We start from the raw sequence: 12,976 nt of genomic DNA, 5'->3' as shown, positions 1-12,976 counted from the left end.
TGGGCGACCAAAGTACTTAAAAAAGGAGGCATTTAGATATGCGAAAGAAACGTAAAGAATTGAAAGTCATCATTCCTGCGGCAGGAAATGGTACGCGTGGATATCCAGCGACTACAGGATTCGCCAAAGAATTACTACCAATACCTTTTGAAAGCTTTTTGCAGAATTCGATTGTGGTTTTGGTGGAAAAACTAGTTCAAGCTGGAATACCGGTTAAAAATATTGCAATCGTTATTAGTCCTGAAAAAACTTCAATAAAAAGTGTTTTCGAAAGTAAAAAAGCAATTGTCGAAGAACTTCGAAGTAAGGGCAAACATGATTTTGCTGAAAAAGTTGAACGACTTGAGTTTTTAGCTCCAGCAAAATTTATCCAACAAGATTGCAAATTCTACGGTAATCAAGCTCCACTCAGCACACCTAAAGTTATTGATTTCATTGGTGAGAGTGATTTTGCTTACTTTTTCCCAGATGATAACTTTGCAACAGTTGGTAAAAATGAATTCGAGCAAATTTTTGAAGCTTATGAAAAGTTTGGTGGAAGTATTTTGCCGGTTAAGCAAGTGCAGAATGATAATGAATACGAAAAGTATGCAATTGTAGTGGGTGAAATCATTCATCGTCCGCGATACAAAGACGACAATTTGGTCTTAGAGGTTGAAAAAATCGACGAAAAACCAGGTTTCGAAAATGCTAAAAGTGAGCTCGCAAGTGTTCGTGGAGCAATTTTCGAAAATAAACTCATTAAATATATGAGTGATTACGAGAAAAAGTTTGACGGAAATGGCGAGCTAATGTATCAGATTCCTGTACAAAATGCAATGAATGATGGAATGAAATTCTATGCAGTTCGTATTAACGGATTATATTGCGATACTGGAAATTGCTATGACTACGCTTTGGCGGTTCCGGCAATGATGATGGCTTCTGGAAACTGTAACAAATATATCAAAGATCTGAAAGAAGTTATAAAATACTTCGAAAGCCTCTAAATTAAAACGCTCTAGTTGAGCGTTTTTTTTAAATTCCCTCGTGCTGAAGAAGCCAGCTTTTACGGTTTTGTCCTCCGTTATAACCACCAAAATCCATATCTTTCGTAAGAACTCGATGGCATGGAATAATTATGGAAAGCTTATTCGCGTTCAGAGCGTTGCCAACCGCACGAACGGCGTTAGGATTTTCAATTTTTTCGGCAATTTCAGAATATGTTGAGGTTGAGCCGGAGCGAATATTCTGAAGCTCCTCCCAAACCTGTTTTTGAAAATCTGTTCCAATCATTTCGATTGGTGTTTTAAAACCTGCAAAAGGGTGTTTAAAATAATCTTCAAGTTCAATGCGTATCTGTTTAATTGGTAGATTTTCGCCTTCTTCAATATTTTCAACTTCAAAAAACTCTTTAATTTGAGCTAAATCTTTTTCGAAATTTTCATTATCTTGAAATTCCAAAAAAACCAAAGCATCGTCATGAGCGATTGCCGTCATTTCGCCAAGTGGCGTTTGGATTTTAGAAAGTTTTAGTTCACGCATTTTAATATGACAATTATATATAAAAAAGCCTAAAAAGTCAAATAAAATAAGAAATTATTAGCACTCATATTGTAAGAGTGCTAAAAGTATGATAAAATAGAGTTATGATACCTGAAGACTTTCAAGAAATTATTTCGCGAATGAGTGAAAATTCGCACAAAAGTTTGGAGCGAGCAGAATTCTTCTCTCGTAAATTTAAAACTGGCTACATTGGAATTGAACATATTTTGTTAGGAATTTTAGCAAATCGCGAATCTTCGGCGGCAACTTTAGCATATGAATACGGCTTAAAATTTGAAGATTTATATGATTTTTTTGTTGAAAATCCGCCAATTTCGAAAAGTCTGCCAGATTTTGCAGATCCAAATGTGCGAGCTTTAACCGACCGCGCAGTTTTTGCATTAAAAATGGCGAGTTTAATTTCTGGTGACGATAATGAAATTGGCACAAAAAACCTACTTTTCTCAATTTTAAAGCAAAAAGATTTAAAATTGCAGGTTGTGCTTCGGCAAACTGGGGCTGATATTGAGGGGTTAGTTAATGCTTTTGATATTTTATTTTCGAACGAAAATTCAGCTGATGGAATTGATGAAATTGAGCAAAAAAGCTTTCGAAAGAATTCAGAGAAGCAACAATCCAGCCGTGAAATTGCAATTTTGAAGAAATTTGGTGAAGATTTGACAGAAAAAGCTAAAAATGGCGAACTTAATCCAGTAATTGGGCGTGAAACTGAAGTCCAGAGATTAATTACGGTTCTGCTTCGTCGCACGAAATCAAATCCAGTTTTGATTGGTGAGGCTGGAGTTGGAAAAACCGCTGTAGTTGAACTTCTTGCTCAAAAAATTTCGAAAGAACAAGTCCCATCACAACTAATTGGAAAGCGAATTTTTGAAATTGATTTAGCTGGAATGTTGGCTGGTACGAAATTTCGTGGTCAATTTGAAGAGCGGCTAAAAAATGTAATTAAAGCGCTTGAAAAACATCAAGAAATAATTGCATTTATTGATGAAATTCATCTTTTAGCAGGAACTGGCTCGGCGGAAGGCGCAATGGATGCGGCGAATATTTTAAAGCCAGCGCTCGCTCGTGGAAAAATTAAACTAATCGGTGCCACAACTTTTGATGAATTTAAAAAATCGATTGAGAAAGATTCTGCATTGAATCGGCGTTTTCAATCTGTTCAGGTTGAAGAACCAAGCTTGAATGAAACGATTGATATTTTAAAAGGTTTGCGAGAAAAATATGAAAAATATCATAATATTGAAGTTTCTGATGAAGTTTTGGGTGAAATCGTTGATATGAGCGCGAGGTATATTTTTGACCGCCAAATGCCAGACAAAGCTATTGATATTTTAGATGAGGCTGGTGCGCTAGCTGCGAGCGAGAAGGTGTCGAAACCGAATAAAATTTTAGAATTCTCGCGTGAGATTGAAAAATTAAATGAAAAGCAAATTCGAGCGGCAGAAAACGAAGACTTTGAAGACGCGGCTCTCTATAAAACGCGAATTTCACAACTTAGAAAAAAACTTAGTGAAGAGGAGCAAAAAGCAAAAAGTTCGAAAAAAATTAATTTAACGAGCGATTATGTAGCGCGAGCGATTTCTTTAAAAACGAATATTCCGGTTCAAAAAATTTCAAAAAATCAGGCAAAAATTCTACAAAATCTTGAAAAACACCTTACGAAAAAGGTGATTGGCCAAAGTGAGGCGATTGAGAAAATTTCGAAAGCAATCCGCCGCAATAAATCTGGGATTTCAGATGAAAATCGTCCAATTGGTTCGTTTATCTTTCTTGGTCCGACTGGTGTTGGAAAAACCGAACTTTCACGCCAGCTTGCAAACGAGGTCTTTGGCGGTTCGAAATCTTTAATTAAAATTGATATGAGCGAATTTGGCGAAAAACATAAAACTTCGCAACTTTTGGGTGCGCCAGCTGGTTATGTTGGCTATGGTGAAGGCGGAACTTTAACAGAGAAAATTCGCCGTCAGCCATATTCCGTAGTGCTTTTTGATGAAATTGAAAAAGCTCACCCAGATACTTTCAATCTACTTTTGCAACTCTTAGAAGATGGTGAGTTAACAGATTCGCAAGGTAGAAAAGTTTCGTTTAAAAATACTGTTGTAATTTTAACAAGTAATCTTGGCGCAAGCGAAATGATGAATGAAAAATCGCTCGGGTTTGAGGCGGAAAGTTCTTCAAAAAAGAATCATTCAAAAAATGAAAAATTTGCTCGAAAGGCTCTTGAAAAAGTTCTAAAACCTGAGCTTTTAAACCGATTCGACGGAATTATTACATTTCAATCACTTTCAAAAACTGAAATTGGCAAGATTTTTGATATTCTTTTATCTGACTTAAATAATCGATTGCTTCGAAAAGGTTTGAATTTGAAAGTTCGAAAATCAGCGAAGGATTTTATTATTGAAAAGGGCTATGATGCTAAAAATGGGGCAAGGCCGCTTAGGCGCGCAATTGAGGATTTGCTTGAGCACAAAATAGCCGAGGAAATTTTGGTAAAAAATCCATCAAAAGGAACGCAATTTGTGGCGATTGCAAAAAATGGTGAAATTATAATTGAAGTTTCGAAAGATTAAGGAGTTAAAATGCGAAAAACAGAGAATTATTTAGTTCCAACGGTTGTTGAAGAGACTAATAGAGGTGAGCGAGCGTTCGATATTTATTCGCGACTTTTAAAAGAACGAGTTATTTTTTTGGGCGAAGATGTGAATTCACACACGGCGAATGTCGTGGTGGCGCAACTTCTTCATTTGGCTTTCGAAAATCCAGATGAAGATATTAAACTTTACATTAATAGTCCTGGCGGAAGTGTTTATGATGGTTTGGCGATTTATGACACGATTAAATTTATCAAACCAGATGTACAAACAATTGGGATTGGTTTGCAAGCTTCGATGGGGGCATTTTTGCTGGCGGCTGGAACAAAAGGTAAGCGTGCAATTTTACCGAATTCTCGAGTAATGATTCATCAGCCATCAAGTGGTACGCGCGGAAAAGTTACAGATCAAGAAATTGACCTAAAAGAAAGTTTATTGCTTAAAGAAAAACTTGCACAAATTTTGGCCAAAAATAGTGGTCAGGATTTGGAAAAACTCAAAAACGATATGGAGCGAGACTATTGGATGAGCGCTGAGGAGGCCGTAAAATACGGCTTAGCTGATAAAATAATTAAGCAAGAAAAATAGCCTCACGAACGAGACTATTATAAGTTATTAGTAATTATATCCGTCAATTGGCTTAACTTCTTCGCCAATGGCGGATTTTTTTAATGCCTTAAGCCGCTTAAACTCATTTTTCGAAACTGGCACTGGCCAGATCTCTTGGGAGTTTTTTTCTCCATTTGATTTAATTCTGAGCGCTAAAACATAATAATTATCTTTGGGTAACAATAAATTATCGCCAGAAGTGAAATTTGTTTTAGCGCGAGTAAAACCGACAGTATCAATAAAAAGGAATTGAGATTTTTCGCCACGAGCTTGCCAAGACGAAACTTCCACTTCATCATTTCCGTCTTCGTCTACAATTTTTATTATAGGATTAATCCTAAGCTTTGATGAGATTGAGAAATAAGCTTTCTCAACTTGATTACCATTTTTATCGACAAAAGTTAATCCTTTTGCCTCTATCGACTCTTCGAAATAATTATCTCGAACAGTTTGAAAATTACTCCACTTATCTTTCGAGAAAGATTTACCTTTTTCGAAAAACTTTTTGAACGTGTCAGTAGTATTTGAAATCTTTGCTGCTTCTGGCAGGAAATCTTGCGCAAAAGCCTTGTTTGAGGTAAGAATAAAAATTGAAGCGATAAAAATCGCAGAAAAAACGAAGATTTTATTTATAATTTTCTTCATTTTAAGTTCCTTCTAACGCACTCAGAAAACATTAAAAAATCAAGGTGTTGACCTTTTTACTGAAAAGGCGTAAAATATATAAGCCTTAGGTAAAAAATATTTTTTGGAGTGGAGGTCATTTGTATGACAGCGAAAGATTTATTTGAACAAGTTCTAAAAACTGGATTTCATCATCACGAAAAGCCAAAAAGTAAATCTATTGGCGCAGATGAAAACAGAGCACTTTTAGCAGGTGAAAAAGCGAAGTTGCAGCAAGATCATTATGCTTCGCTAATCAGCCATTGATTTTAACCGCTTAAATAGCGGTTTTTTATTGATTTTTTTTAAAAAATATGTTAAAATGAACGATAAGAAGTAGTGTGCTTGCGGAGAAATTTACTTCGAAATTGATGGCAAAATTTCGAAAGTCGCAGGCGGAGAATCTTCGGGCCGATTCTAATAACACTTTAAATGCGAGGAGAAAAATGGCAAAAAAGCACTTTAATGCTGCAGGACGAGCGTTCTTTTCGAAAGAAGACGCTATTCTTGAAACCCCAGATTTAATCGCTCACCAAAAAGAATCTTGGAAAGATTTTGTTGATAACGGTTTGAGCGAAATTTTCGAAGAGATTAACCCAATTGACGACTATACTGGTCAAAAATTAGCTCTACGATTTAAGAGCTATGAATTTCAAGCTCCAAAAACAACAAAAGATTTTGCGAAAGAAAATAATTTAACTTTTGAAGCTCCGCTACATGTTCAAGTTGAGCTTACAAATAAAGTTACTGGTGAAGTTAAAGAACAAGAAATTTACCTTGGTGACTACCCTTGGATGACAAACCAAGGAACTTTCATCATTAACGGAACTGAACGTGTTATTGTTTCGCAGTTGATTCGTTCTGAAGGTGTTTATTTTAATGCTGAAACCGGAAGTGATGGAAAAAGATATTATGGCGCAAAATTGATTCCAGTTCGTGGCGCTTGGTTAGAGTTTGAAACCGACCCTAAAACTGGTGTGATTTACGTGAAAATTGACCGTCGTCGAAAACTTCCAGTAACAACTTTCTTGCGTGCACTTGGTCGAATGACTAACGCTGAAATGCGAGAGATTTTTGCTGATGTTGATAACGGAGATGTTAAGTTTATTCAATCAACTCTCGAAAAAGATCAATCAGCTGGCCCAAATGAAGCTTTGATTGAGGTTTACCGCCGCCTTCGCCCAGGAGATTTGGCAACTATTGAAAATGCCCGAAATATGATTGAACGAATGTTCTTCGACTTTAAGAGGTTTGATTATGGTCGCGTTGGTCGATACAAAATTAACAAACGTTTGAAGCTTGAAACATCAAACACAACTGAAAATCGTTCTTTCCAAATGGAAGATCTTTTTGAAATTATTAAAGAAGTTATTCGCTTGAATAATTCGCAGGGTGAAGTTGATGATATCGATAGTCTTGATAATCGACGAGTTAAATTGGTTGGTGAGCTTGTTGCGCGACAATTCCGTGTTGGTATGCTTCGAATGCAACGAAATGCAATGGACCGAATGTCGATGACTGATATTGAAACTGTAACTCCTGGCCAATTAGTGAATGCTCGCCCAGTTGTTGCTGCAGTGCGTGAATTTTTTGCTGGATCACAGCTTGCTCAGGTTATGGATGAAACTAACCCACTTTCAGAACTTTCTCACAAGCGCCGTTTGAGTTCAATGGGCCCTGGAGGTGTGACTCGTGACCGTGCTGGTCTTGAAGTTCGTGACAGCCACCCAACTCATTATGGCCGAATTTGTCTTGTTGAAACTCCAGAAGGTGGAAACGTTGGACTCGTAACAAACCTCGCAACTTTTGCCCGAATTAACGAATATGGCTTTATTGAAGCTCCGTATCTTCGGGTTAAAGACGGAAGAGTTACTGACGAAGTTGTTTATCTTGACGCTGATCATGAGATGCACGAAATTATTGCTGATGCTGGTTCAAAATTAAACGAAGATGGAAGCTTTGTTGAATCTCAGGTTTCTGCTCGAAAGAACTTAATTCCTTCGCAGGTGAGTTCAAGCGAAGTAACGTTCATGGACGCCGTTCACAGGCAGGTTCTTGGTGCAGCAGCATCGCTTATTCCTTTTGCTGAACGCGACCGAATCGACCGTGCTTTAACTGGTTCAGCCATGCAGAAGCAGGCCGTTCCACTTCTTTGGAATGAAGCCCCAACTGTTGGAACTGGTGTTGAAGCTGATATTGCGCGAAACTTAAGTCAAATTATTGTTGCTGAAGATGATGGTGAAGTTATTCGTGCTGATTCTGTTGCTGTTGAGGTTAAATATGCATCTGGCACAGTAAAATACGAACTAAAACATTTCGAAAAAACTGCTGACGACCGATGTTATAATCAAAAAGTTGTAGTTTCTCGTGGCCAAAAAGTTAAAAAAGGTGATATTTTGGCGGAAGGTGCAAGTATTAAGGATGGGGAAATTGCTCTTGGCCGTGACCTCCGTGTGGCATTTATGTCTTGGGGTGGATTCAATATGGACGACGCTGTGATTATTTCTGACCGTCTTGTTAAAACCGATATGCTAACAAATATCAATATTAAAGATTATATGGTTGAAGTTCGTGAAACTAAGCTTGGGCCAGAAGTTGTTACTCGTGATATTCCAAACGCTAGCGAATATAGTTTGCGACATTTGGATGAAGACGGAATCGTTCAAATTGGTTCAGAGGTGAAACCTGGCGATGTGCTTGTTGGAAAAATTACTCCAAAAGGTGAACAAGAACTTTCGAGCGAAGAACGACTTTTGCGTGCAATCTTTGGTGAAAAAGCGAAAGATGTTCGTGATACTTCTCAAAGAATGAAAAATACTGGTTCTGGAAAAGTTATTGGTGTAAAAATCTTTTCGAAAGAAAATGGTCATGAAATGCGTGCTGGCGTGCTTAAACAAATTCAGATTTTTGTAGCTGAGGCTCGCAAAATTATGGTTGGAGACAAAATGGCTGGACGACACGGAAATAAAGGTGTTGTTGCAAAAATTTTGCCAGAAGCTGATATGCCATTTATGGAAGATGGAACTCCGATTGATGTAATTCTTTCGCCGCTTGGTGTGCCTTCACGTATGAACCTTGGTCAGCTTTTTGAAGTTCACCTTGGAATGGCTGCAAAAACTCAAGGCTACCGAGTTGCAACTCCTTCATATGACGGTGTCGATGCTAAAACTTTGAGTGATGAACTTGAAGCCGCAGGCGTTCCTCGAGATGGAAAAGTTCAATTATTTGATGGTCAAACTGGTGAACCATTCGAACAACGAACAACTGTTGGATTTATGCATATGATTAAGCTTCACCACTTGGTTGCCGATAAAATCCACGCTCGTTCAACTGGCCCTTACACAATGGTTACTCAACAGCCTTTGGGCGGTAAAGCTCAAAATGGTGGTCAGCGATTTGGAGAAATGGAAGTTTGGGCTTTGGAAGCCTACGGTGCTGCTAACATGCTTCAAGAAATGCTCACAATTAAGTCTGACGATGTCGTTGGTCGTTCAAAAGCTTACGAAAGTATCATTAAAAATAATGAAATTGTTGGTCCAAAATTACCAGAATCATTCAATGTGCTTGTGAAAGAATTGCAAGGTCTTGGGTTGCGTGTTGATTTGCTTGATCAACATGCTTCAAGCATTGACGCTGATGAACTTCTTGCAGAACGAAATAAAGATGCGGAGAGTTCAATAATCGAAGAAGATGAAAATTTCGAAACTGTTCGAGATGAATCTGACGGTGAATTTGAAGACAATATGAATATTCAAGATATTGATGAAATTGAAGAAATTAAGGAGGAAGCGTAAATGGCGAAAGTGGTGAATTCAAACCAGATTGCTGATTTCGATGCAGTTCGCCTCGCAGTTGCTAGCCCAGAAGATATTTTGAGCTGGTCTTACGGCGAAGTGACTAAGCCAGAAACTATCAACTATCGAACTCAAAAACCTGAGCGTGATGGTTTGTTTTGTGAAAAAATCTTTGGACCAACTAAAGATATTAACCCTTATGATAATAAACTAAAGGGTGTTCGTTCTCGTGAAGCTGCCGTTGATAAAAATGGTGAGTTAGTAACAAAATCGATCGTTCGCCGTGAACGAATGGGCCATATTTCTTTAGCAGCTCCAATCGCGCATATTTGGTTTATGCGTGGAGCTCCAAGTGCAATGAGCCTTCTTCTTGGAATGACAGTTAAAAATATCGAACGTGTTGTTTATTTTGCAAGTTATGTAATTCTTAATGTTGATGAAGAAAAACGTGATCAAATGATTGCCGACCTTGAAGCTGAAGATAAAGCTGCTCGAATGGCAATTAAAATTCGCTATGAAAAGGCTGCCGAAGAAGCTGGCGCTGATATTAAAGCATTGGCTGAAGCACAAACTAAAGAAATTGAAGAGCTTAACGCAAATTATGTTTCGAAAAAGAATCAACTTGATAGTTTTGTAAAAGGTTCGCTAATGAGCGAAACTGATTTTCGAAATCTTCCTGAAGAGTATGAAGATATCATTGAAGTTGGCATGGGTGGTGAAGCAATTAAAACTTTGCTTGACGAAATTGATATTGATGAGCTTATCGAAAGCTTGAAAGAAGAATCTGAAAAAGCAAGAGGTCAGCGAGAGAAGAAAATTCTTAAACGACTAAAAACAATCGAAGGAATGAAAGCTGCTGGAATTAAGCCGGGGAGTTTATGCTTGACAGCTCTTCCTGTGATTCCTCCAGATTTGCGACCTATGGTACAATTGACTGGTGGTCGATTTGCAACGTCAGATCTAAATGATTTGTATCGTCGAGTAATTAACCGAAACAATCGTTTGAAGAAATTGATCGAACTTAATGCTCCAATGGTAATTAAGCGTAATGAAATGCGAATGCTTCAAGAAGCTGTTGATTCGCTAATTGACAATAATGCATCACGAAGCGGTCGCTCAGTTAATACTGCCGGCGGTCGCCGAAAGCTTAAATCTTTGAGCGATATGTTAAAAGGTAAGCAAGGTCGTTTCCGCCAAAACTTGCTTGGAAAACGTGTTGACTACTCTGGTCGTTCAGTTATTGTGGTTGGTCCAACTTTGAAAGCCCACCAGTGTGGTTTGCCAACACAAATGGCACTTGAACTCTTTAAACCATTCGTAATTTCTTGGTTGATTGAAAAAGAATATGCGCATAATATTCGTTCGGCAACTCGTTTGATTGATGCTCGTGAAGCAGAAGTATGGGATGCTTTGGATGCTGTAGTTGAAGGAAAATACATTCTTTTGAACCGTGCTCCATCTTTGCACCGACTTTCGATTCAGGCCTTTCAGCCAAAACTTGTTGAAGGTAAAGCTATTCAGCTTCACCCACTTGTAGCAAATGGATTTAATGCCGATTACGATGGTGACCAGATGGCGGTTCACTTGCCACTTTCTGATGCTGCTCAGGCAGAAGCTCGTGACTTAATGAGTATTTCTCACAACTTGCTAAAGCCAGCAGATGGTCAACCTGTGCTCTCTGTTGATCAGGATGTTGTTTATGGAAATTACTACATCACTTACGACAAGCATTCTGAAATGAACAAAAAACCGCGTCCTTTCGCTAATGTTTTTGAAGCCGAAATGGCTTATGATAAAGGTGAAATTGCGCTTCAAACACCAATTCGTGTGTTCGTAAAAGGTGAGATTCGAAATACGACTCTTGGCCGTGTGCTATTTAACGAATTATTACCAGAAGATTATCCATTCGACAACAACCCACAAACTAAGAAGCAAATTAACAAAATTTTGGCCGATATGTTTGCACATTATGGTGCTGAAATGACTGTGAAAATTGCTGACAAAATTAAAGGTTTATCATTCCGATTTGTTACAAAATCTGGTTTGTCGATCGGTAAGGAAGATTACACGGTTTACGAAAGTGAAAAAATCCCTCAAATTATTGCTAGTGGTGACGCTAAAACAACTTTGATTCAGGAGCAATATGATCAAGGTCTTTTGACTGATCAAGAACGCTATAACTTAATTATTGATAACTGGCACAAGGTTATTGATGAAGTTTCTGATGAAATCTCTGAGCGTGTAGCTCATGAAGGTGCAGATTCGCCTGTTGGATTAATGGCTGTTTCTGGTTCACGTGGTAATGCAACTAACATTCGTCTTGCTTCTGGTTTGACTGGAATTATGGTGGATGCAACTAACCGTGAAATTGAGCTTCCAATTCGCTCAAACTACACTCACGGAATGAGCTCGCTTGAAGCTTTCGTGGCAACTCGTGGTGCGCGTCAAGGTTTGATTTCGACTGCGCTTAAAACTGCCGATTCTGGTTATCTAACTCGCCGTCTTGTTGATGTGGCTCAAGATGTATTTTCTGTTGAGGATAGAGCTAATGAAGTTGATCCAGGATTTGCGATTTATCGCTCAGAAAGTGAAGAGACAATGATTTCATTCGGTGATAGACTTTATGGTCGATTTACGGCTGAAGCTGTTCCTGGATATATTGAGGCTGATCAACTAATCACTCGAGAAATTGCCGATGCAATTGAAAAAGATGAAAACATTACAGAAGTTAAAATTCAAAGCGTTCTTTCAACTCCAGACCTTGCAGGAATTCCTCAAAAGTCTTACGGAATTGATATGGCAACTGGGCTTCTTGTTGATCCAGCCGAACCGGTTGGTGTGATTGCTGCTCAATCTGTTGGTGAGCCTGGAACACAGCTAACTTTGAATACATTCCACAGTTCGGGTGTTGCTGGTTCTGGTGCAATTTCACAAGGTTTGCCACGTGTTGAAGAACTTCTTGAAGCTCGTTCACCAAAGGGACAAGCTTATATGACTGAAGTTTCTGGTGTGGTTGATATCTGGGAAGATGGCAATATGAATATTGTTCAAATTACACCACGACAAACTGAAGATGGCGAAAATGTAAACCCAGTTCGCTACGAAATTCCAAATGTTGCGGCCCTAGCTGTTTCGAAAAACGATGTTGTGCAGGCTGGTGACCGTTTGACTGTTGGTTCGCTCAATCTTCGTGACCTAATGGAATTTAAGGGTGTTGAAGAAACTCAACGCTATATTATGAACGAAATCTTGCGAATTTATGCTGCTCAAGGTCAAGATATTGCTTCGAAGCACCTTGAAATCATCGTTCGTCAAATGTTCAGCCGAGTTCAAATTGAAGATGCCGGAGACTCATCGTTTATCATTGGCGATGTAGTTTCGAAAGCTGCCGTTGTTGAAGAAAATAAACTTCTTGAAGCTGAAGGTAAAAAACCTGCTGAATTTAAACAACAACTTCTTGGAATTACAAAAGTTTCAATTTTCAGCGACAGTTTCTTGTCTGCTGCATCTTTCCAAAATACAACAAGTGTTTTGATTAACGCAGCAACTTCTGGCCGAATTGATAAACTTCGTGGATTAAAAGAAAATGTGATTATCGGACGTAAAATTCCTGTTGGAACTGGCGCTCGGGTTAACACAAAATCTGAACCTGTTGAAACTAAAGAAGAATTTGAAAACGAAACTAACGATTCTATAGTAGAAGAATAAAAAACTTAAAACACTGGCTTCGTTGCCGGTGTTTTAATTTGCGTTAAAGAACGAAAAGTGATACAA

Annotated in this window: 8 protein-coding genes; 6 read left to right on the top strand and 2 right to left on the bottom strand. The window is 38.3% G+C overall.

What is annotated here, in order from left to right; genetic code table 11:
• Window positions 1-38 precede the first annotated feature (38 nt).
• On the top strand, window positions 39-989 hold the full coding sequence (locus HXL38_002015; GenBank protein QWB90753.2) for a hypothetical protein: 951 nt from the start codon (window positions 39-41) through the stop codon (window positions 987-989).
• Window positions 990-1,017: 28 nt separating this feature from the next.
• Here the strand turns inward: HXL38_002015 and HXL38_002010 are convergent, their stop codons facing one another.
• Window positions 1,018-1,524, bottom strand: a complete 507-nt coding sequence (locus tag HXL38_002010; GenBank protein ID QWB90752.1) for a methylated-DNA--[protein]-cysteine S-methyltransferase — start codon at window positions 1,522-1,524, stop codon at window positions 1,018-1,020.
• 104 nt (window positions 1,525-1,628) lie between these two features.
• Here HXL38_002010 and HXL38_002005 point away from each other — a divergent pair, with 104 nt between their 5' ends.
• Together HXL38_002005 and HXL38_002000 are read left to right on the top strand one after the other, a co-directional pair.
• A complete protein-coding gene (locus tag HXL38_002005) occupies window positions 1,629-4,115 on the top strand; it encodes an ATP-dependent Clp protease ATP-binding subunit (protein QWB90751.2) in 2,487 nt (828 codons plus the stop codon).
• Window positions 4,116-4,124: 9 nt separating this feature from the next.
• On the top strand, window positions 4,125-4,724 hold the full coding sequence (locus tag HXL38_002000; GenBank protein QWB90750.1) for an ATP-dependent Clp protease proteolytic subunit: 600 nt from the start codon (window positions 4,125-4,127) through the stop codon (window positions 4,722-4,724).
• Window positions 4,725-4,751: 27 nt separating this feature from the next.
• On the opposite strand, the gene HXL38_001995 is transcribed toward HXL38_002000, so the two are convergent.
• Window positions 4,752-5,390 carry a hypothetical protein gene (locus HXL38_001995; protein ID QWB90749.2) on the bottom strand — a complete coding sequence of 213 codons (639 nt, stop codon included), beginning with the start codon at window positions 5,388-5,390 and terminating at the stop codon, window positions 4,752-4,754.
• Window positions 5,391-5,513: 123 nt separating this feature from the next.
• Here HXL38_001995 and HXL38_001990 point away from each other — a divergent pair, with 123 nt between their 5' ends.
• The 3 genes from HXL38_001990 (at window position 5,514) to rpoC (ending at window position 12,910) form a co-directional block, all read left to right on the top strand.
• Complete coding sequence (locus HXL38_001990) at window positions 5,514-5,675, top strand: hypothetical protein (protein ID QWB90748.1); 162 nt, start codon at window positions 5,514-5,516, stop codon at window positions 5,673-5,675.
• A gap of 179 nt (window positions 5,676-5,854) precedes the next feature.
• Window positions 5,855-9,202, top strand: a complete 3,348-nt coding sequence (locus HXL38_001985) for a DNA-directed RNA polymerase subunit beta (GenBank protein QWB90747.2) — start codon at window positions 5,855-5,857, stop codon at window positions 9,200-9,202.
• The gene (gene rpoC / locus HXL38_001980; GenBank protein ID QWB90746.2) at window positions 9,203-12,910 is read left to right on the top strand and encodes a DNA-directed RNA polymerase subunit beta'; all 3,708 of its coding nucleotides are present in this window, start codon (window positions 9,203-9,205) and stop codon (window positions 12,908-12,910) included. It abuts the gene before it with no gap.
• Window positions 12,911-12,976: the final 66 nt, after the last annotated feature.

It is taken from the genome of Candidatus Saccharimonas sp. (genome assembly GCA_015256915.3).
Lineage (GTDB): Bacteria > Patescibacteriota > Saccharimonadia > Saccharimonadales > Saccharimonadaceae > Nanogingivalis.
Note: the sequence above shows the minus strand (reverse complement) of the source record. Positions and strands in the feature narration are given on the sequence as shown.

Coding starts and splice junctions, on each gene's coding strand:
- HXL38_002015 (QWB90753.2), top strand. CDS start 39: ATGCGAAAGAAACGTAAAGAATTGAAAGTCATCATTCCTGCGGCAGGA.
- HXL38_002010 (QWB90752.1), bottom strand. CDS start 1,524: ATGCGTGAACTAAAACTTTCTAAAATCCAAACGCCACTTGGCGAAATG.
- HXL38_002005 (QWB90751.2), top strand. CDS start 1,629: ATGATACCTGAAGACTTTCAAGAAATTATTTCGCGAATGAGTGAAAAT.
- HXL38_002000 (QWB90750.1), top strand. CDS start 4,125: ATGCGAAAAACAGAGAATTATTTAGTTCCAACGGTTGTTGAAGAGACT.
- HXL38_001995 (QWB90749.2), bottom strand. CDS start 5,390: ATGAAGAAAATTATAAATAAAATCTTCGTTTTTTCTGCGATTTTTATC.
- HXL38_001990 (QWB90748.1), top strand. CDS start 5,514: ATGACAGCGAAAGATTTATTTGAACAAGTTCTAAAAACTGGATTTCAT.
- HXL38_001985 (QWB90747.2), top strand. CDS start 5,855: ATGGCAAAAAAGCACTTTAATGCTGCAGGACGAGCGTTCTTTTCGAAA.
- rpoC (QWB90746.2), top strand. CDS start 9,203: ATGGCGAAAGTGGTGAATTCAAACCAGATTGCTGATTTCGATGCAGTT.